Annotated in this window: 17 protein-coding genes; 8 read left to right on the forward strand and 9 right to left on the reverse strand. The window is 55.6% G+C overall.

Going from position 1 to position 19,311, the window contains the following annotated elements; all coding sequences use genetic code 11:
- Window positions 1-11: 11 nt before the first annotated feature.
- From yidD to CE153_RS07425, 6 genes are all read left to right on the forward strand, one after another.
- Complete coding sequence (gene yidD, locus CE153_RS07400) at window positions 12-305, forward strand: membrane protein insertion efficiency factor YidD (protein ID WP_099595747.1); 294 nt, start codon at window positions 12-14, stop codon at window positions 303-305.
- On the forward strand, window positions 305-1,324 hold the full coding sequence (gene yidC, locus CE153_RS07405) for a membrane protein insertase YidC (RefSeq protein ID WP_099595730.1): 1,020 nt from the start codon (window positions 305-307) through the stop codon (window positions 1,322-1,324). The genes yidD and yidC overlap by 1 nt, the downstream gene beginning before the upstream one ends.
- Window positions 1,325-1,468: 144 nt before the next feature.
- Window positions 1,469-1,996 carry a Jag family protein gene (locus tag CE153_RS07410; protein WP_099571581.1) on the forward strand — a complete coding sequence of 176 codons (528 nt, stop codon included), beginning with the start codon at window positions 1,469-1,471 and terminating at the stop codon, window positions 1,994-1,996.
- A 223-nt stretch (window positions 1,997-2,219) separates the two neighbouring features.
- Complete coding sequence (locus CE153_RS07415; RefSeq protein ID WP_099595731.1) at window positions 2,220-3,032, forward strand: 16S rRNA (guanine(527)-N(7))-methyltransferase RsmG; 813 nt, start codon at window positions 2,220-2,222, stop codon at window positions 3,030-3,032.
- Window positions 3,033-3,310: 278 nt separating this feature from the next.
- Window positions 3,311-4,255, forward strand: a complete 945-nt coding sequence (locus tag CE153_RS07420) for a ParA family protein (protein ID WP_099571671.1) — start codon at window positions 3,311-3,313, stop codon at window positions 4,253-4,255.
- A 2-nt stretch (window positions 4,256-4,257) separates the two neighbouring features.
- Window positions 4,258-5,613: a ParB/RepB/Spo0J family partition protein gene (locus CE153_RS07425; RefSeq protein WP_099595732.1), complete on the forward strand. Its 1,356-nt coding sequence runs from the start codon at window positions 4,258-4,260 to the stop codon at window positions 5,611-5,613.
- Window positions 5,614-5,846: 233 nt separating this feature from the next.
- Here the strand turns inward: CE153_RS07425 and trxB are convergent, their stop codons facing one another.
- Together trxB and CE153_RS09115 are read right to left on the reverse strand one after the other, a co-directional pair.
- Window positions 5,847-6,782 (reverse strand): thioredoxin-disulfide reductase, encoded by a 936-nt coding sequence (gene trxB / locus CE153_RS07430; protein WP_099595748.1) that lies wholly within the window; start codon window positions 6,780-6,782, stop codon window positions 5,847-5,849.
- 291 nt (window positions 6,783-7,073) lie between these two features.
- The gene (locus CE153_RS09115; protein WP_260805169.1) at window positions 7,074-7,196 is read right to left on the reverse strand and encodes a hypothetical protein; all 123 of its coding nucleotides are present in this window, start codon (window positions 7,194-7,196) and stop codon (window positions 7,074-7,076) included.
- Between the two features lie 552 nt (window positions 7,197-7,748).
- Here CE153_RS09115 and CE153_RS07435 point away from each other — a divergent pair.
- Window positions 7,749-8,384: a 5' nucleotidase, NT5C type gene (locus tag CE153_RS07435; protein ID WP_099571577.1), complete on the forward strand. Its 636-nt coding sequence runs from the start codon at window positions 7,749-7,751 to the stop codon at window positions 8,382-8,384.
- Between the two features lie 205 nt (window positions 8,385-8,589).
- On the opposite strand, the gene CE153_RS07440 is transcribed toward CE153_RS07435, so the two are convergent.
- From CE153_RS07440 to CE153_RS07455, 4 genes are read right to left on the reverse strand one after another with little or no spacing between them, the layout of a single operon-like run.
- Complete coding sequence (locus tag CE153_RS07440) at window positions 8,590-10,629, reverse strand: hypothetical protein (protein ID WP_236824501.1); 2,040 nt, start codon at window positions 10,627-10,629, stop codon at window positions 8,590-8,592.
- A gap of 41 nt (window positions 10,630-10,670) precedes the next feature.
- Window positions 10,671-12,386, reverse strand: coding sequence for a murein biosynthesis integral membrane protein MurJ (gene murJ / locus CE153_RS07445; RefSeq protein ID WP_180753445.1), 1,716 nt, complete (start codon window positions 12,384-12,386; stop codon window positions 10,671-10,673).
- On the reverse strand, window positions 12,383-14,545 hold the full coding sequence (locus CE153_RS07450) for a DUF6049 family protein (RefSeq protein ID WP_099595734.1): 2,163 nt from the start codon (window positions 14,543-14,545) through the stop codon (window positions 12,383-12,385). The genes murJ and CE153_RS07450 overlap by 4 nt, the downstream gene beginning before the upstream one ends.
- Window positions 14,509-15,171 (reverse strand): NUDIX hydrolase, encoded by a 663-nt coding sequence (locus CE153_RS07455; protein ID WP_180753446.1) that lies wholly within the window; start codon window positions 15,169-15,171, stop codon window positions 14,509-14,511. The genes CE153_RS07450 and CE153_RS07455 overlap by 37 nt, the downstream gene beginning before the upstream one ends.
- Window positions 15,172-15,244: 73 nt before the next feature.
- Here CE153_RS07455 and CE153_RS07460 point away from each other — a divergent pair, with 73 nt between their 5' ends.
- Window positions 15,245-16,666, forward strand: coding sequence for a CCA tRNA nucleotidyltransferase (locus CE153_RS07460; RefSeq protein ID WP_099571665.1), 1,422 nt, complete (start codon window positions 15,245-15,247; stop codon window positions 16,664-16,666).
- Window positions 16,667-16,799: 133 nt separating this feature from the next.
- Here CE153_RS07460 and CE153_RS07465 read toward each other — a convergent pair whose 3' ends face one another.
- Genes CE153_RS07465 through rsmA form a run of 3 tightly spaced genes read right to left on the reverse strand, consistent with a single transcriptional unit; the run spans window position 16,800 to window position 19,302 of the window.
- Entirely contained in the window at window positions 16,800-17,423 is a 624-nt protein-coding gene (locus CE153_RS07465) for a LytR C-terminal domain-containing protein (RefSeq protein ID WP_099595735.1), read from the reverse strand.
- Window positions 17,424-17,467: 44 nt separating this feature from the next.
- The gene (locus CE153_RS07470) at window positions 17,468-18,376 is read right to left on the reverse strand and encodes a 4-(cytidine 5'-diphospho)-2-C-methyl-D-erythritol kinase (RefSeq protein ID WP_099595736.1); all 909 of its coding nucleotides are present in this window, start codon (window positions 18,374-18,376) and stop codon (window positions 17,468-17,470) included.
- Window positions 18,373-19,302 carry a 16S rRNA (adenine(1518)-N(6)/adenine(1519)-N(6))-dimethyltransferase RsmA gene (rsmA, locus tag CE153_RS07475; protein WP_099595737.1) on the reverse strand — a complete coding sequence of 310 codons (930 nt, stop codon included), beginning with the start codon at window positions 19,300-19,302 and terminating at the stop codon, window positions 18,373-18,375. The genes CE153_RS07470 and rsmA overlap by 4 nt, the downstream gene beginning before the upstream one ends.
- Between the last annotated feature and the right edge of the window lie 9 nt (window positions 19,303-19,311).

Below are 19,311 nucleotides of genomic sequence, written 5' to 3' on the forward strand. Positions count from 1 at the left end.
ACGGAAATTGGATGATTCGCGCCATTCGCTGGTACCAACGTCATATTTCCGCAAATACCGCACCCTGCTGCAGATATTATCCAAGTTGTTCCAATTATGCGATTCAGGCGATTGATAGATTTGGCTGCCTGAAGGGCGGTCTTCTTGCATTATTGCGCATTCTGCGTTGCAGGCCGTGGAGCCGAGGCGGAATTGATGATGTTCCGCAGCTCTATTCCATTTTTTATAGATTTTCGTGGTCGAAGGCACATGAGGAGCCTCGACTCACACCTCTGGCCGTAAACGATAAGGAGAATGGCCTGTAATGGGTAATCAAACTCAATTCCTCCTCGATAGCGGTTTCTGGGGCTGGCTTTACAAGCTCCTGTACCCTGTTGAGTGGCTCATGACTCAGATCATGTCCCTGTTCCACAAGTTCCTGGTCATGCTGGGTATGAATCCGGTTGGTTTCTCTTGGGTCATGTCCATCGTGTTCTTGGTACTGGTGGTTCAGGCGTGTATTTTCCCGCTGTTCTACAAGACTATGAAGTCGATGCGCAAGATGCAGGAAATCCAGCCTAAGATGATGCGCATCCAGAACAAGTACAAGAACAAGACCGATCAGGCCAGCAAAGAAGCGATGCAGCGCGAAATGATGAAGCTGTATCAGGACAACGATGCGAACCCGATGGGCTCCTGCCTGCCTATGCTGATCCAGGGTCCGGTCTTCATGTGCATGTTCTACACGCTGTCGGCCATTCCATACATTGCTCGCGGCACGTTCCGTAACGGTGGCACGCTCGGCGCCTTCGACATCCCGACCGCGAAGGAATTCACTTCGACCACCGTGTTCGGTGTGAACGTGGCTGACAACTTCACTACCGCGGCACCTGCCGGCAAGGTTGTGATCGGCATCTTCGTGGCGTTGATGTGCTTCTGCCTGTGGCTCATGCAGTACAACAGCATGAAGCGCAATATGGCACAGAACGGTCCGCAGAACAAGCAGACCGAAATGATGCAGAAGATGATGCTGTGGATGTTCCCGATCATGTACATCTTCTCCGGTGTAGCCATGCCATTCGCTGTGCTCGTGTATTGGCTCACCAACAACATCTGCAACCTGCTGCGTTCCGTCTGGCAGATCCACTTCTTCCCAACTCCGGGATCCCCGGCAGCTGAGGAGAAGGAGAAGCGTGACCACAAGCACGAGAACGAGCGCCGTGCCAAGGCCGGTCTTCCGTCCCTCGAGGAGGAGGAGCTGGAGAAGGCCCGCAAGGCTGCGGAAAGTCGCGAAAAGAACGGCTACCAGCGTCATCAGCCGAGCCGTAAAAAGAAAAAGAAGTGAGTAAGAGTGTGTCCCGTGTTTCACGTGAAACGCGGGACACACCACTTTTATCAGCGTTTATTGTCGACGTGGTAAACAGTAATTAGACTTTACATAGCAAGACTTTTTAGTAATAGAAACCCCGCTCAAAGGAGTACAACCACCATGGCGCAAGATGAGGAAAAGACCATCGATCAGCTCAATGAGGAAGCTGATATCGCTGCCGATTATCTTGAAGGACTGCTCGATATCGTTGATTACGAAGGTGATATCGAAATGGGCGTGCGCAACAATCGTCCTACCGTGCAAATCGTCGCTGATGATGATACGGATATCAAGCATCTCATCGGACGCAACGGCGAGGTCGTCGACGCATTGCAGCAGCTGACGCGACTTGCCGTGCAGCAGAAGACCGGCGAACGTTCCCATCTCATTGTGGACGTCGACGGCTATCTAAAGCGCAAGCGTCAGCGTCTGCATGACATCGCGCTGGACGCCATCGACGAGGTGCACGAGACCGGAGAGCCGGTCGACCTGAAGCCGATGAATTCCTTCGAGCGTAAGATCGTGCATGACGTGGTGCGTGAGGAAGGCATGAAGTCCCGTTCCCACGGCGAGGAGCCACATCGTTACGTTACGGTGTATCTCAAGGCTTCCGCCGCCGAGGAAACCGAAGACGAGGATGAGGCCTGAGTTCGGCTCGTTTCACGTGAAACATGGCGTCACTATTTGGTGGCGCTTTTTTTATTGCGATTGGTGAATGACTGCACGCGAGTCGTGCGCTGGATACGTGACGCCTATGTGCGCATGGACTTGCTTACGGTCTGCGTAGGCCGTGCGATGCCGTGCGATATTGCCGGCATTGGTCGGGGAGTAATGGCTGGAATACCAGCAATGAGGAAGAGCAGGATATAGGATGGTGCCCATGAGTGATGTGACAGACGAACTTGATGATTCGCCGATTCTTGAGGAAGTGCTGGGGGATGCGTTGGACAAGCTGCGTGTCTTTCATGCGAAACTTGCCGAAGAAGGCGAACCCCGTGGCTTGATCGGGCCACGAGACGTTGGGATTATTTGGGAACGCCATATTCTGAATTCGGCTGCCATTGTGCCTTTCGTGAGGGAATCCACGGCCAATAAGCAGTTTAAAACGGTTGCCGATATTGGCAGCGGTGGCGGTTTCCCCGGTATCGTTGCGGCCGCATGCCTGCCGGATCACCAGTTCACACTTGTAGAGCCTATGGAGCGGCGTATCGAATGGCTGAACGAGTGCGTGGCGGACATGGAGCTGGAGAACGTTGCGGTGGTGCGTGCCAGGGCCAATGAGATGATCGAGGCCATTGTGGGTGCGTCTGGCACTCAAGGCGGCAACCGTGGCAATGGGAACGCCAGAAACGGTAGAAACGGCAAAGGCGGCAGGAACAGCAGGGGAGCGGTTGCCCGCGGTCCTGTACTGGATTTGGATGGCAAGCCCATTCAGGCAGGGCATCCGTTCGCCGTGGTGACCTGTCGTGCCGTTGCGCCGATGACCAAACTATCCGGGTGGACGTTGCCGTTGCTTGAACGTGGTGGATGTCTGGTCGCTTTGAAGGGAAGATCCGCTCAGGAGGAGATCGAAAAAGCCTCCAAGGAGATCGCCAAGTGCGGCGGCGTTCGTCCGCGAGTGGTGAATGCCGAGGTCGGTCCGGGGCTTGAATCGACCCATGTGCTCATGGTGGATAAAAAGTAAGTTATCCACAATTTAGGCGAGTTGTCCACATTATCCACAGCTGGGGAATCGTCGAAATAAACCGCAGAGAAAATGTTGGAATGGCAATAAAATATCTGTGGATAACTTTTTGTGAGTAGTGCAAGTTATCCACTGACTATCCACAGTTATCCACATTTGCGCACAATGGGTGAGATGGGCTGATTCTGTCCACCCAAATGATGAAACTTGAATGTTAAGCATATCGTAAGGAAGGCTGACGTATGACTGGACCTGAAGGACCAGATAACCTGACATCGATGGAATCGGCAACGGAAACCATCAAACGAATTTTCGGAGGATCGGATTCTCCTCTTGGTTCGCAGATCGCCGACGAATCGTCTCGCTATCGCGCCTTGCAGAAGGCCGTTTGCCCAAAGCCGGAGCAGACGCGACTGATTGCGGTCGCTAACCAGAAGGGCGGCGTTGGCAAAACCACGTCTGCGGTGAATCTTTCCGCTGCGTTGGCTCAGTTCGGTTCCAAAGTGCTGCTGATCGATATGGATCCACAGGGCAATGCGTCGACCGCGTTGGGTGCTCCGCATGCGTCGGGAGAGCCGTCGGTATACGACGTGATCGAAGGTAGGAAAACCATTGCCGAAGTCAAGCGTGCCTGCCCTGATTTCGATCTGCTTGATGTGGTGCCAGCCTCCATTGATTTGAGTGGTGCCGAGCTGGAAGTCGCTGACATGGAAAATCGCAATGTGCTGCTGAAAACCGCGGTTGACGAGTTTCTTGAGAACAGCGAGGAACACTACGATTACGTGATTATCGATTGCCCTCCAAGCCTTGGACTGCTGGTAATTAATGCCATGTGCGCGGTGCATGAGATGCTGATTCCGATCCAGGCTGAATACTATGCGTTGGAGGGGCTTGGCCAGCTTATCAATACCATCGGGCTGGTGCAGGAACATTTCAATCCGTCACTGCTCGTTTCTACCATGCTGATCACCATGTTCGATAAGCGAACCCTGCTCAGCCGTGAAGTGCATGACGAGGTCAAAAGCCACTATCCGACCATCGTGTTGGACACCACGATTCCACGAACGGTGAAAATATCGGAAGCGCCAAGCTTTAATCAAAGCGTTATCGCCTACGACCCCAAGGGCATGGGCGCAATCTCCTACTGCGAGGCCGCGTTGGAACTCGCACGTCGCTCGCAGACGGTGTTGCAGGCTATCGATGCAAGAAGGAATGAGAACTGATTATGGCTACGAAATCACGTTTAGGCAGGGGTCTCGGCGCGCTGTTTCCGTCTCTTCCAGGAGAGTCGGCAAAGTCGGAAGCTGCCTCTGAGCCGGCTGCTCCTGCTGTAGGGGTGAAGGCTGATAACAAATCATCCGCGAAGACTTCCGGAAATATGGCTGACAGTGCCGACGTGCCGTCGGTGGGAAAGAACGCAGGCGCTAAAAGCGCCATGGTGACAGCCAAGGCTTCCGTCGATGCCGTCCACGACATGAAGAAAAACGTTTCACGTGAAATCAAGAAGGGAAGCGTTCATCGTGCCAGCATGCCTTCCATTACGCTGAACGAAGTGGCTCATCCAGCTGACATGTTCTTCGGTGCCACCAGTCCTGTCGCTCCTTCTGACGATGTGAAGCAGGGGAGTGTTTCACGTGAAACTGCAGCAGTAAAAAAGAACGAAGATGCAAAGAACGGCGAACCGGAACTGCTGCCGGTGCAGGGCGGTTACTTGGTTGAATTGCGTCTGAGCGATGTCGGACCCAACCTGCATCAGCCGCGCACTATTTTCGACGAGGATGATCTTCGTGAGCTTGCCGATTCCATCAAGGAAGTCGGTGTGCTGCAGCCCATTGTCGTACGGAAGCGTCCTCGCGCGCAGATCGAGGCCGCGCGCAAGGAGAACGCCGCCAACAATGCCGAGCCGCACAATATGTTCGACGGTCGCATGGATAGCATGTATGAGCTCATCATGGGCGAGCGTCGTTGGCGTGCTTCACAGATCGCAGGTCTGAAAACGATTCCTGCGATCGTCAAAACCACGGCAGACGATGACATGTTGCGTGACGCTCTGCTGGAGAATCTGCATCGCGTTGCGTTGAATCCGCTGGAAGAAGCGGCTGCCTATCAGCAAATGATCGACGATTTCGGTCTGACGCAGGCGCAATTGTCGAAATCTGTATCGAAATCACGCCCGCAGATCGCAAATACCTTGCGATTGCTGAATCTGCCTGCAACCGTGCAAAAGAAGGTCTCTTCCGGACTCTTATCGGCAGGTCACGCGCGTGCGCTGCTGGGATTGCCGGCCGAAGCTGATATGGAACAGCTTGCGACGCGCATTATCGCCGAAGGACTGTCTGTTCGCAGCACCGAGGAAATCGTGTCGATGAAGGCCGCCGAATCGGATCAGCCGAAGAAGGCGAAGACCAGCAAACTGAATCCGTGGGCGGGAACGCCGATGCAGGTCGGCCTTGAAAAGAGGTTCGACACGAAGGTGTCCATCAAGGGATCCAAGGAACATGGTCGCATCGAAATCGTGTTCAAATCCGAAGACGACATGAAGCGCATTGTCGACATGCTCATGCCATCTGCTGAAGAATAGTATTTCTCGAGTTTCTCTGTCTGATCAGTGTGATGTTCGCAGAAGGGCGGCATATTCTATTCACGACACACTCAAGGCTGTTTGACCAAGCTTACAGTCGTGAACAGAATATGCCGCCCTTCCGCTCGTTTTTCCAGTTTTTGCAGGGCATGACCGTGTATCACGGTCACATGACGGTCATTCATACAGTCATGATTGTGATATGACTGTATGAATGACCGTCATGGGGAGTGCTACTGCTGTAGGTAGGCTTGGGCGTCAAGGGCAGACCGGCAGCCCATGCCGGCGGCGCTGATCGCCTGACGGTAAATACTGTCAACGCAATCGCCTGCTGCAAAAATACCGGCAGTGCTGGTGCGTGTGCTGGCGCCATCCACCTGAATATATCCAGCCGCATCTCGCTGCACAATGCCGTCAATAAAAGTTGTGGCGGGGGAGTGGCCGATCGCTACGAAAATACCGTTTGCGGCAATCGTGCCAATCTCTCCGGTGATGACGTTGCGAATGTTCACGGATTGTGCTCCGTTGTCGTCTCCCAATATTTCCTCCACCACGGAATCTGTGATGATGGTGATTTTCGGATTCTGTTGAGCGCGTTCCACGAGAATCTGCGATGCGCGGAATTCGGAACGACGATGAATCAACGTCACCGACGATCCAAATCGGGAAAGAAAATCAGCTTCAGTGAATGCGCTATCGCCGCCGCCGACCACAATAATCGGCTTATCTCGGAAGAAGAAGCCGTCGCAAGTCGCACAATATGACACGCCCTTGCCGGAATATTCCGCCTCTCCGGGGATGCCGAGCTTGCGGTATTCCGATCCGGTTGCGATGATCAAAGCACGGGTTTCGAAAACGTCTCCCAGATCGACGCGCACGGTTTTCACGCCGGTGGCGTCATCGTTGCTCACGGAAACAACGTCATCCCAAATGATTTCTGCGCCGAACTTCTCCGCTTGGCGTTGCATATTGTCCATGAGTTCCGGTCCCATAACGCCATCGGGGAAGCCTGGGAAATTCTCCACTTCGGTGGTGTTGACGAGCTGCCCGCCTGGGGTCAGCGCGCCCGCGATGACCAGTGGTTTGAATCCAGCTCGGCCCAAATATATGGCTGCGGTATATCCGGCAGGGCCGGACCCGACAATAATCGCATCTCGCAAATCACTCATATTCCCACTGTAGCGAATCGTCAAAACGGACATCCACGCATCTCACGATTTCGCGCATTCCTTTTTCTTATGGCGTATTATCAAGTACCTTCTGAATCGGATCATCTACAGAGTTTCACGTGAAACACGAGTTGTTGTGTGTGGTTATGTGAGGGGCTGTGTGTGCAGCTGCTGGTGGTGGCTGGATTCTTGGCAGTGCTTGAGCGGAACATGAGAAAAGGGCTTGCGCTCCATGCGGAACGCAAGCCCTTTGGTTATTTAAGTGTGACGCCTGCTTGTGCAGGCCTTGGGTCACTTGTTGATGACCTTCTTGAACAGATCGGCGCTAGCCTTGGCGAGTGCGAACTGGCCGAAGCCTGGATCGATGGAAGCGAGGTTGGCGTTGACGATCTGGTTGAAAGTGTTGTTCTTCATGATGTTTCCTTTCGTTCGGCTTGGCGGCGTTCTTGTTTTCTTTTCTTTCCTCTGGCCGCTGCCGTAAGTCTTGTTTGTTGTTTCAGCGCGGGTGGCGTTGCCGTTTCCCCGCGTGTGGGGTGCGGCTCCGGTTTTCTCTCCGGTCCCTGCCGCATCGTGTCTCTTTGTTCTGTTGTGCCTTCATTATAGGCAGGCGCAACCGTCAATGTCATGCAACGATCGTTGATTCTTTTGTATTTTCATCGGCTAATCTTGAAATAAACGTAATGATGCTGTGATGAAAGTTGATCGTCGATTGCCGGGCAGTATCGCCGTCGCAAAAAGAAGTGGTGTGATCTTTGAATTTTCTGTCTTTTTATGAAAGTCTCAAAATCGTTCTTCTGTAAGATTTTTGGCAATCTCGTCTTTTTCTATCCCTTTTCTATCTTCCTTACCTGCGGGAGTATTTGCGCTTGTTGCCGACGAATGTCACGGTACATTGATTGATAGCGAGCTGATTGGCGTGGCTATTCGACGGGCTGATCGGCATCAGGCATAAGAAAGGAACGTGATATGGCGACTATTCCTGAACAATACGAGAGTCAGCGCGTGGGCGTGCAGGGATATCGCGTGCTCAATCTCGATTTGGACGGCGTCTGCGCGGATTACAAAGGTGCGATCCGCGATTATCTGCATCGGCAGGGCATTGACGTGCCGGAACGTGCGTTACGGGCCGCGCACTACAATCTCACCCGCGAGGATGGATGGCCGTTCGACACGCTTGACGATTACATCGAAACGCATAAAGCCGCGGAACGTGAGCATCTGTATGCGACGATGAAGCCGCTTCCGGGGGTAGCGCAGGCGCTACAACGATTGGCGGGCGAGCACGTGTACATTCGCATCGTCACGCATCGGCTGTTCGTGTCCGGCCAGCATCAGATGGTCGTTTCCGACACCGCGCAATGGTTGGATAGCAATCACATTCCGTACATGAGCCTGTGCTTCACTGGGCTGAAAGACAGTATGCAGGCCACGATCCACATCGACGATTCGCCGGCGAACATCGAAACCCTGCGCGAAGCCGGGCAGCACGTGGTTGTGTTCGATCAGCCGTACAACAGCGCGTACGATGGTCCCCGAATCGACAGCTGGAGCGACGTCAACGTCGAAAAGCTCCTCACCCTCTTCGAACACTGGCCAGAGTAAGTGGTCTGCGCGGCGGATTGTCTGTACAACCCCTGTTGTATGTCTGCACAAGTCGATTTGACCACCAATTTGGGATGTGTAGTTGATTGACATCGACGATTTCGGCAGACAATCGAGTGGCAGATACAAAGGAGGGCACGTGCATATTACACGTGCCCTCCATGCGCGTCTTTTCCGGAAAACGTTAGAAAGACGGTGACAACGATTAGAAGATCTGCAGGGAATCGATGTACAGCTGGCTGCCGGGCAGACTGTCAAGCGGCACCCACAGCATGATGTCCTGCGTTTTCACAGACTTGTCGAACTTCACTTCGGTAGTGCCGGAATCGTCGAATTTGAACTGTGCCACCTGCTCACCCTGGGACGGGCTGTTCGTCGCGTTCACGCGAATGTATCCCTGGCCGCCCGAAGAACGAATCTTGATGACCATGCGAGACGCGTTCTGCGGTTGGCTCAGGTGCACGTAATATCCGTAGCCCTGCTGTCCGTCAGGGTTCGACAGGAACTGACGATTGTCGATTTCGTATGCAGTCGTGTTTTCTGGCTGCTTCGGATTCGGTACCTTCTTCGACTGCTTGTCAGCGGTCACGACCTTGTCTTCGGTTTTCTTGAGTTTCTTGGATGATGAATCGCCAGATGCCGGCGCATTGGCGGAAGTATCGGAAGAATCCGTGGAATTGGACGAATCGGTATTGTTGGACTTATCGGTATTGCCGGACTTATCAGAATTGGAAGAATCCGCGGAATTCGCATCCGTCTGATCGCCCTCGCCGAACGGCACCTTGTCAAGATTTATTTCCGGCCATGGTCCTTCGGAATCAGTCGTAACCGAATCTGAAGGCTTCATCAAACCCTGAATAGCGAAACCAAGCGCTACCGCAACAACAAGAACGGCAACGATAATCGCAACAACCTTCGTTTTCAGCTTGCCAAACAGTTTCGCGTCGGCAACGTCAGTATTCGCCGAAGCGGAAGAAGGATTCTTCGGCGTGAAGCTCGGCGGAACCGCGGCTCGACCGGCTGCATACGCGGCGTCGATCGCCTCCTGCTCTGCCTTCAACGCGCGAGCGGACTCTTCGCCGGGCTGAATGACCTGACCGTCCGCGCCGATCACTGGAATGCGGCCGGTTTTTTCCAACTGGGAATCGTCGGATGACATGCCATCGGCCGGTACGGAAACCCTGATGGGGAAGGAGAAGGGAGAATCGCTGGTGTCGGTCACGCCATCGATGTCTTCTTCGCTCAGCAGCTCACGGCCGCTGCTCCACAACGATTTCACCGCTCCGCTGGTGGCTGCGACGCTTTTCGCCAAAGCCTCCTTGCCATCGGAAAAATCGTTATGCGGTTCGGGAGCCGTGAACGTCATTTCCGGAATGCTTCCAGTCACCGCCAGCGTATCCGGTAGCAGGAGCGTATCTTTCTCAAGGATCTGCAGCAACGGAACATTGGCGATCGAGCACTCCGAATCCATGGAAGGCAACGTGACATCCATACCCCCCAACGATGACAGCGGCTGGTACTCGCCAAGCAGCGCCTCCAATTCCGCGAGAGTCGCCATCGGAACGGTGGGGAAGCCGTCGGCCTCTTCAAGCTCAAGTCCGCGCTTGCAGATCACACGGAATTCCATCGGCGTGGTCGGCGCGAGCGCGTCCAGACGGAAATCAGTCGACAATGTGGACGGACGGCGGGTCAGCATCGCATACAGCAATGCCGCAATCTGCCGAATCGCAAGCTGTTCCCGATTTTCCAAAGCCTGCGCGCGAGAAGTGTCGGCAAGCATGACGCTCACCGGAGCGTCTGCAATCTGAATGCCGGAACGGGTCAGGCGCACCGTGTCGGTGCTGATGGAGAAATGCGTGAGATTGTCTTTTTGCAGCACATGCAACGATTCGATGACTTCGCCAATGATGGAACGCATGGCTGTATAGCTCAACGGCTGGTTGGCGTTCAGCGCAAGATATTCGCTGAGGGCCATGCCTTCGTCAAGCTGTGTCACCACCAGCGCGACCTTGCCGACATGCTGGAGTTGCAACACTTTTGTGAAGTGGGAGTCGTGCGAAATGGCCAGCATGGAAGCGGTTGCGTTGACTTCCTGCAATGCCTTGCTGCTGCTGACGATAAACAGCTGGCAATCCCGTGCGAGCACATGGTCGCTGGCCTTCCAGACCTGCAGTCCGGTTTCTTCGCGCAACGGCGAAACGAGCACGTAGCGATTGCTGATGGTATCTCCCAGCTGAGGTTTCATGGGTTCCTTCAACTTTTTGTAAACGTTTGTTCTGCCTATGGTCACTCGCCGTTTTCGGCGTCGCCTTGCTCCAGTCTATCGTTGGGGCTGGTCGGCTTGCGAAGTCCGGGAATACGTGAGGAAAGCAGTGCGATCGCCTCGTCGAATTCCTCGGAACGCAGCAGCCGCAACATGCCCACGTAAACGATGAAAGTCACTATGGTCAACAGCGCAGCGCACGCCACTGCCTGAATCCAGTTCATATGACCGTCCACCGCTCCGATTTGGGCGCCGACGAGCTGGTAGACGCTGTCACGTGCCAGCACGCCGATGAGCATGGCAGCTGCTGCCGCGCCAATCGATTTCAGATACGAGATGGCTATACGCGGACCGTCGATATTGTTTTCGAAACGTTTGCGCAACATGACATACAGGATGGGAATCGGCAGTATGTAGCTTATGGCTCCTACCGTGCCGATCATTGTCGTCCATTCGGTAGGGGGAAGTAGCTTCGCGCCGATGATCACGCCTATCGCTTGAATGCCCATGGCGAACAGCATGAAAATGAACGGCGATTTGCCGTCTTCGAATGCATAGAACGTGCGCTGGATAATCAGATACGCGCTGGCGAACGGAAGTCCCACGCCAAGCGTGACCAACGGTCCCGCCATAAGAATCGCCTCTCTGACGCTCACAGACGGCAGCAACGCGAGAATGATCGGAACGGGCATCACTACGAAAGCGACCGAGAAATAACACATGATCACGCCCATATTGCGCATTGCCTGGCTTAAATCGGTGCGCGCTTCGGCGATATTATGGTCGGCGATCGCACGGGATATTTTCGGGAAAATCGCGGTTGCAAGCGAAACGGCAATCAGCGAATATGGCAGCATGTAAATCGTGTACGCGTTCTGGTATGAGGCATTGCCGGCCACATCGAGCGGATTGATGCCGAACTTCTGCTGCGCGAGCATCGGCGCGTTGGTGGACGTGCGCGTGATTACGATATTGGCGAGCTGGTCGATTACGACAATGCCGACGCTCCAAGCTGCGACCGGTCCCATCGAACGCAAGCCGATGCCGCGAAGTCCGAATTGCGGGCGGTATTTCAATCCGATTTTGGTCAGCGGAATGAACAGCACCAACGCTTGGAATGCCACGCCCAATGTCCATGTTCCGGCCGTCAAAGCGATTTTGTCGGCGGTCCAGAAATCAAGCGGATGTTCCGTGGCGCGGCCGAACAATGCGATGAATGTGCTGAAACCGATGCAGCTGATGATGTTCGCGCCCGCCGAACTCCACGCATACGCGGTGAAATGGTCTTTGGCCGCAAGAATCTGGCCAATCACCGTATACAGGCCGTAGAAGAAGATCTGGGGCATGCACCACAAGGTGAACGAGGTTGCCAACGCCATGGTTTCCGGGCCGCCGTTCACATACAGTCTGGTGAGCAGTGGCGTGGACAGCGCCATCAGAATCGTCACCGCCAACAACATGGTGATGGCGAGTGTGATGAGCCTGTTGAGCTTGGTTTCGGCGTCTTTCGCCTTCAACGTGCGCACGATCTGCGGCACGAGCACGGCGTTGAAAATACCGCCGGAAACCAGGGTGTAGATGACCTGCGGAATCATGGACCCGGCCTGGTAGGCGTTTGCCGCATAGCCGGTGGTGCCTAAAGCCCAGGCGAGCAGAATGGTACGGATTTGCCCGGTCACGCGCGAGGCCGCGGTGCCGGAGGCCATGATCAGTGAATTACGGCCAACGGAAGAACTCATTCGTCGGGATCTTTCTTACGGTGGAATTGGCGCCACAGTCCCAAAGCTCCAAGCAGCACGGCGATGCCGATGATGATGAAGCCGGTTTTGTCGCTGATTTGCAATGCGCTGGTGATGTGGGTGGTTTGTGTCGCTCCGAATGCGATGCCCTGCCTGTCCTGCAGGCTGAGTGTGGCGTCCGCGGTGCCGGAGGTGGCCACACGGATGATGAATGCCACTTGGGCTTCGCCGTTTGCGGGTACCTCCACGGTGTCGAAACGCGAAGTGACAATCTGCATGGAGTTGGTCAATGATGAGACTTTTACCGTGACCGGATAGGGGTGGCTGTTGCTGATGGTAACGGGCATTTGCGCGGTTTCGCTGACCACGTTGACGTTTTCCGTCGGTGTGATGGTCACTCCGTTGATGAGCAGGGACGCCAGTTGCCCGGCTCCTTCCACCATGGTGCTTCCGGCTGGGTTTTCGCCGCCTAGCGCGTGCAGGGCCATGATGCCGTGCGCGTTGACGAGCTGCCTGCGCCACGCTTTGAGGCCTGCGGGGGACTGCTTGGCATCGTCGGCGACGTCGGTGAGGATGGACGCGTTGAATCGTTTGATGTCGCTTGTCGAGGCTGCCAGCGTGTTGAGCGTCTGCCTGAGATTGGCTTGTGTCGCATCATTGATTCCGTCGGATTGTGGTACGATCGCGGCCGCATCGTCACCGCTCAAGGCGGGGTCGGCGTTGCTTAATGTGTTCAGATCGGTGATGTTCAGCCACGGCGATTGTTCGACGTCCGTCATCAGCGCATCCACGACGGCTGGGTCGGAATTGTCGTTTAGGCAGACCAGCAGGTTGCGTTCCGCATACGGCTGTTCCATTTGGTAGAACGCGCTTTGCGCGACGAATCGTGCGAGACGCCCGGCCGTTGTTCCCTCGCCATCCGCTTCGGCGTCGGCACTGGTCGCCTTGCCCTGTGCAAGGTTGGAAAGCACGCTTTGCGCGGTCAGTACGGTGACGTCGCCCGCGTCGGTGGCCACTATGGCCTTGCCTGTTTCTGCGGTAGCCGCATCGTTCTCTTCGAAATCATGCGTGGCGATGACGGTGTCGTACCCCTGCTGCTTGGCTTTCGTGAGCGCCTCGATCGTCCAATTGCCGGTGCCCTGCCATGCATACGTGGTCATACTTGCGTTCGGGTCGCCCAACGCCGATTGATAGTTTTCCAAGGCCTGTTCGGCGTTCCATTGCGAGGTGCCAACGCTTGCCGAATCATAGGTTTTGCTGTCGTTCAGCGCGGAATAGGCGGTGATGTCGAATAGGGCCGGTTGCGTGATGCCGTCGACTTGCGTCGGCATCGGCATCGCCTTCAGATAGGTCGGATCGGCCACCACCTGCAGTTTGTCATGCTTGGTGAACGTCTGTTCCAGCGACTTGAGTCGTGCCTCGTCTTCTTTGCCGGGAACGGCGATTTTCGAAAGTTCTGCGGAAGTGACGCCACCTTTGTTGACGAGCTGTTCCAGCATGGTGTTGTCGGTGGTCCATCCTTGCGCTTCGAGCGGCTGCACGATGGTGATATTCATCGCGGGCGTGTCGGGGGTATTGATTCCAGCTCCGGTCCGTGTTGCGAAAGTGTGTGCTTTGTCTTGCTGGACTCCGCCGGCCTCATAGCTGAGAGTGATGGGCTTGGGACCCCAGGAGTTGATGGATGCCAGTGCCTCTTGGCTTGATTCCGCGTCGATGCGCACGTTCGCTGAAGCTCCCGGCTGAAGCGCGGGAACCTCGCTTTGGCCCACGATATTGGGCGTTGGGATCTGCCCGATGCCTTCCGACCATTCCTGGATATCGTTGCGCGATACGAACGTGTAGAAGGCGTTCATGGCGAGGGTCAGCGTGCCCGATGGGATTTCCTGATCTGTGGTGTTGGTCACCGTTGCGCTCAGATGATAGCCGGAAGTGTCTGTCAGCACGGCTGTGGAGGAGTCGATTGACAGCATGGCTCCCGATTGTGTTTCCTGTGTTTCTTCGGCTTTGGCATGTGGCGTAGGTGCGTATAACAACATCAACGCCATGGTCATGACCATGGCGAGGATTGCCGAAAGAGCACGTATGCCGTGCGGAACGTTCCGTTGTGCGGGTTGATTCACCTTCACGCCTGTCTGTTGAGTTTCCTTGCGTACAACCATGCTATCTTTCGTTCGTTCGGGTAGCTGAGAACGTCGTCCAAATCAGCAAAATCCACCCAAATCGCGTCTTCTGCCTCATGGTCCGGGTCGCCTTCCACCGTCAGCTCGCCGCCGATCTGGCGCAATGCGAAGTGATGCACCAGCTTGTGCACGCGCTGGCTGGTTCCCGTGAACCAGTAGTCGATGGTAGCGATGGAATCGACCACTTCACCCAAAATGCCGGTTTCCTCATGTACCTCGCGAACGGCGGTTTGCTGCGGTGTCTCGCCTTTTTCGATATGACCTTTCGGCAGGCACCATTCCAAATGCCCGCTGCGTGAATGACGTGCGATGATCGCCACACGGCCCTTGTCATCGAACACGAGACCGCCCGCCGAATATTCGCGTACCACCGGCAGTTCCTGCGCGTCGAGCGAGGCGAATGTGGTCGGACCGTCTGTGGCGCGCCGTTGCGGCATCATTGCTGGGGTGGGTGCGCTGGGCGTGATGATGGTCTCTTGCCGCAAGGAAACGGACTGCGATGTGTACAGCAGTTTGTCCGATTCCATCGGATTTTGGGTATGGTCGTCCGCAGCATGGGCAAGCATGCGTGCAAGGTCTGCGGGCGTAATCATGATTCCAACCATACTCAATTCTGTGTGCAGGTGGGGTAACGGTATGCTAGTAAGGCAGAAACTTGTGGTGTCGGAAAGGGATGGCGTGAACTTCGAAGTGTGGCCAGAGGCCATTGAATTAGGGCGTATGTTCGCCGCGGAAGGCTATGAATTGGCGTTGGTGGGAGGTCCCGTCCGGGACCTGCTGTTGCATCGTAAATCGCATGATTTGGATTTTTGCACGTCGGCGCGTCCTGAGCAGTTTGAACATATTTTGCGCCGTTTTGGGCGTGATGGCTTTTGGGATATGGGACGCAAATTCGGCACGCTGGGTGCGATGCGCCGTCGCGAGGATGGCACGGAAGTGCAGGTTGAGGTAACGACTTACCGTTCCGACACGTATGACCCCGACTCGCGCAAGCCGGAAGTTAATTATGGCGACACGCTGGAAGGCGATCTTTCCCGCCGTGATTTCACGGTGAACGCCATGGCATTGCGCGTGCCCGAACTGGAATTTGTCGATCCGTTCGGCGGTGCGAACGATTTGGCCAAGGGCGTGTTGCGCACGCCGGTCGATCCTCGCCAGTCGTTCGATGACGATCCGCTGCGCATGATGCGCGCCGTGCGTTTCGTGGCGCAACTGGGCTTCCGCATCGAACCGGAAACCGCCGAAGCGTTGACCGACATGGTCGATCGCATCGAAATCGTTTCCGCCGAGCGCGTACGTGACGAACTGGTCAAAATGCTGCTGTCCGATCGACCGCGTGCAGGTATCGAAGCGCTGGTCGATTCCGGTCTTGCGGATATCGTCTTCCCGGAAATTCCGGCATTGCAGCTCGAAATCGACGAACATCATCGTCATAAGGACGTGTTCGAGCACACCATGATCGTCATTGATCGTGCTGTCGCTCTCGAAACCGGCCCGGACGGTCCTGTGCCAGCTCCAGACCTGACGTTGCGTCTTGCCGCGCTCATGCACGATATCGGCAAGCCGAAGACGCGTCGTTTCGAATCGGGCGGCAAGGTGAGTTTCCATCATCATGATGCGGTCGGCGCGAAAATGACCCGCAAGCGCCTTAAGGCATTGCATTTCGATCATCATATGGTCGAGGACGTCAGCGAACTGGTCAACCTTCACTTGCGTTTCCACGGATACGTGGAGGAGCCGTGGACGGATTCCGCGGTCCGCCGTTACGTCAAAGACGCAGGCCCGCTGTACGAGCGTTTGAACCGCCTGACGCGTGCCGACGCGACCACGCAGAACAAGCGCAAGGCCATGGTGTTCTCGTCGGCGATGGACGAGATGGAACAGCGCGTGCGCGATCTGAAGGAGAAGGAGGATTTCGACGCGATCCGCCCTGATCTGAACGGTGACGAAATCATGCAGCTGCTCGGCATTGAACCGGGACCGCTGGTTGGCAAGGCGTACAAGCACATGCTGGAATATCGTCTCGATAACGGCCCGGTCGAGCGTGATGTTGCTGTTGCCGAGTTGAACCGTTGGTACGAGGAACAGCAGGCCGAATAATCCGCCTTCTGACCTCACGATTTGCAAACTGACCTCATGATCTTGATTTTCAGTAAAAAATCGAAATCATGAGGTCAGAAAATGAAAATCGCGAGGTCAATCCAAGAATCTGCAAATCAAAAAAATCTGCAAATCACACGGCGTCGTGTTCGGGGGCCTTCTGCACGTCGGTCATCTTGTCGACGGTAACGCATCCTTCGAAGCTTTCGATCTTCTTGCCGGCGGTCGGCACTTGCTTTTGATCCTGCAGATTGTCGAAGGTTGCGCCAACCACAACGTCGATCAGCATATCCTCGCGATCGTCCATCACCATTTTCGCGTCGGTGAAGTTGCTGTTCACCGTGTACGCCTGATTAACGGCGTTCTTGCCGAAGATGATCATCGTGCGCTCCACCTGGGAATTGGTGTAGTTGCCGGCGGCCTGGGTGTTGAACTCGCGATTCTGTAGTGCGCTGCTGACGGCTTGTGCGAAGCCGGAGAATTCAGTACCGTTGAGCACGCGCACGGTGATGTTGCGGTTCTCCACGTATTTGCCGTTGCTTCCGTCCTGTTCCTGGGTGGCGCAAGGAGCCTGCTGGCCGTAATTCGGTTGTACTGCAGCCGACTTGACCCTGCCCAATCCTCCAACATGGAAGAAGAACAGCAGGGAAATCACCAATGCGACCGTCAAAATGGTGCCAGTTATGGTGAACGCCACCTTTTGACGGCGGCGAATGTACTGTTTGCGCGCGGTGCGCTCATCGTTAGCCTGAGTCATGTACGAGTCCTTCTCCAAAAAATCTGTTGACTTCAACCTTACTGTTACGCGATGATATGCACAATCGGATGGGCCGGTGCCTTGGTGGCGATGATGCGGTCGACGCAACGGCTTTCCTGCCATGCCGACTGCACCGTGTGCGCGGCATCGTCGGTTGGTACGAATGCGATTACGGAAGGGCCGGATCCGGAGACGAACGCTTGCTTTGCGCCTGCCCGCAATGCTTCGTCGATCGCCTGTCCGCTGCGTGGGTGCAGTGAGATCGCCGCTTGTTGCAGATGATTGTTGTCTCCTGGTCCGGCGCCGATTTGGTCGAACATGGCATACACTTCCGGCGTGCGCAGTTCCGCCTGATATGCGCCGACCAGCAGGCGGCCTGCAAAACCCTGTCTCGTCAGATTTCGCACGTCGTCGCTGTACTCGCTGAGCTGTTCGATCTGCTCGCCGAAGCCTGTGCCTCGCGCGTAGCCTCCGGTCAGACAGAACGGCATATCTGCGCCTAATGTGGCGGCAACCTGCTGCAACCGTTCGATGGGCCAATCAAGATTCCATAGCGTGTTCAACGCCAAAATCGTGGCAGCCGCATCCGCGGAACCACCCGCCATGCCTGCGCCGACGGGAATGCGTTTTTCGATGTTCAACGCCACATCCGGTTCATGGCCGCTCGCTTCGGCCAAAGCGAATAGGGCAAGTACTGCGTGGTTGCGTCGCATATCGTTGCCTGAGGAGGCCAGGTCGCCAAGATAGGCGCCTTCGAGGTTCAGTGAAAACCCGGATCCAGGTTTTTTGCGGCTGGCGGTGACGGTGTCGTACACGCTGACGGCGCAGTAAATGGTGTCCAGCTCGTGTCGGCCGCCCCATTCGATGCGTGGCTTGCCTACGTGCAAGGTCAGATTCGTTTTCGCCGGGCAGTCCACACTGACCGTGTTGATTGCGTTGCCGTTGCCGCTCATGCTTCCGGCACCTCGCCCATGGCTCGTGCCAGTGCCACGAATTCGTCGATGGTAAGCGTCTCGCCGCGTCGCGTCGGATCGATGCCTGCCCGCTCAAACGCTTCGGAAGGTACGATTTTCTTCAACGCGGCATGCAGGGTTTTGCGTCGCTGCCCAAATGCGGCGTCGATGAGACGGAACACGGTTTCGCGGTCCACCACGGAACCGTCGGGATTGTTGGCGGAAGGCGTGTGCCCGCCCTCGTATCGTTTGAACAGCACCAGCGCGGAATCCACATTCGGCGCCGGCCAGAACACATTGCGCCCGATAATGCCCGCACGTTCCGCGGTGCCGTACCATGCGAGCTTCACGCTTGGGGTGCCGTAGATCTTTGAACCGGGTTTTTCACTCAGTCGGTCCGCGACTTCCTTCTGCACCATCACCAGAAAAGTTCCGAGATTGTCAAAACGTTCCAGCAACGTCAGCAGAATCGGCGTGGCCACGTTGTATGGCAGATTTGCTACGAGGGTGAACGAATCGTCATTATTGAAATCAGGCAGATTTTCCGGCGTTACGGTCAAGGCGTCGCGGTTTACTACACGGAAACGATCCACCGCGTCCGGCATGAATTCGGCGATGGTGCCAGGCAGTCGTTCCGCAACGGGCGGGTCGATCTCCACGGCGGTCATCGTTGCACCGGTTTCCAAAATCGCCAATGTCAGTGAACCCAATCCAGGTCCGACTTCCAACACGTGATCGTCGGCGGCCACACCCGCCTCGCGCACGATACGACGAACCGTGCCCGGGTCGATTACGAAATTCTGCCCGAATTTTTTTGTCGGGCTGATACCGGCCTCGGCTGCGATACGGCGAATGTCAGCAGCCCCCAACAGGTGGCCTTGCACAGTTTCGTCGGTTTCGTTGGTTTCGTTCGCGTTTTCTGTCATTACCTCATT

It is taken from the genome of Bifidobacterium sp. N4G05 (genome assembly GCF_002742445.1).
GTDB lineage: Bacteria > Actinomycetota > Actinomycetes > Actinomycetales > Bifidobacteriaceae > Bifidobacterium > Bifidobacterium hominis.

Bases quoted from the DNA above. Each gene is read 5' to 3' on its own strand.
- yidD (WP_099595747.1), top strand. From the start codon at position 12: ATGATTCGCGCCATTCGCTGGTACCAACGTCATATTTCCGCAAATACC.
- yidC (WP_099595730.1), top strand. From the start codon at position 305: ATGGGTAATCAAACTCAATTCCTCCTCGATAGCGGTTTCTGGGGCTGG.
- CE153_RS07410 (WP_099571581.1), top strand. From the start codon at position 1,469: ATGGCGCAAGATGAGGAAAAGACCATCGATCAGCTCAATGAGGAAGCT.
- CE153_RS07415 (WP_099595731.1), top strand. From the start codon at position 2,220: ATGGTGCCCATGAGTGATGTGACAGACGAACTTGATGATTCGCCGATT.
- CE153_RS07420 (WP_099571671.1), top strand. From the start codon at position 3,311: ATGGAATCGGCAACGGAAACCATCAAACGAATTTTCGGAGGATCGGAT.
- CE153_RS07425 (WP_099595732.1), top strand. From the start codon at position 4,258: ATGGCTACGAAATCACGTTTAGGCAGGGGTCTCGGCGCGCTGTTTCCG.
- trxB (WP_099595748.1), bottom strand. From the start codon at position 6,782: ATGAGTGATTTGCGAGATGCGATTATTGTCGGGTCCGGCCCTGCCGGA.
- CE153_RS09115 (WP_260805169.1), bottom strand. From the start codon at position 7,196: ATGAAGAACAACACTTTCAACCAGATCGTCAACGCCAACCTCGCTTCC.
- CE153_RS07435 (WP_099571577.1), top strand. From the start codon at position 7,749: ATGGCGACTATTCCTGAACAATACGAGAGTCAGCGCGTGGGCGTGCAG.
- CE153_RS07440 (WP_236824501.1), bottom strand. From the start codon at position 10,629: ATGAAACCTCAGCTGGGAGATACCATCAGCAATCGCTACGTGCTCGTT.
- murJ (WP_180753445.1), bottom strand. From the start codon at position 12,386: ATGAGTTCTTCCGTTGGCCGTAATTCACTGATCATGGCCTCCGGCACC.
- CE153_RS07450 (WP_099595734.1), bottom strand. From the start codon at position 14,545: ATGGTTGTACGCAAGGAAACTCAACAGACAGGCGTGAAGGTGAATCAA.
- CE153_RS07455 (WP_180753446.1), bottom strand. From the start codon at position 15,171: ATGGTTGGAATCATGATTACGCCCGCAGACCTTGCACGCATGCTTGCC.
- CE153_RS07465 (WP_099595735.1), bottom strand. From the start codon at position 17,423: ATGACTCAGGCTAACGATGAGCGCACCGCGCGCAAACAGTACATTCGC.
- CE153_RS07470 (WP_099595736.1), bottom strand. From the start codon at position 18,376: ATGAGCGGCAACGGCAACGCAATCAACACGGTCAGTGTGGACTGCCCG.
- rsmA (WP_099595737.1), bottom strand. From the start codon at position 19,302: ATGACAGAAAACGCGAACGAAACCAACGAAACCGACGAAACTGTGCAA.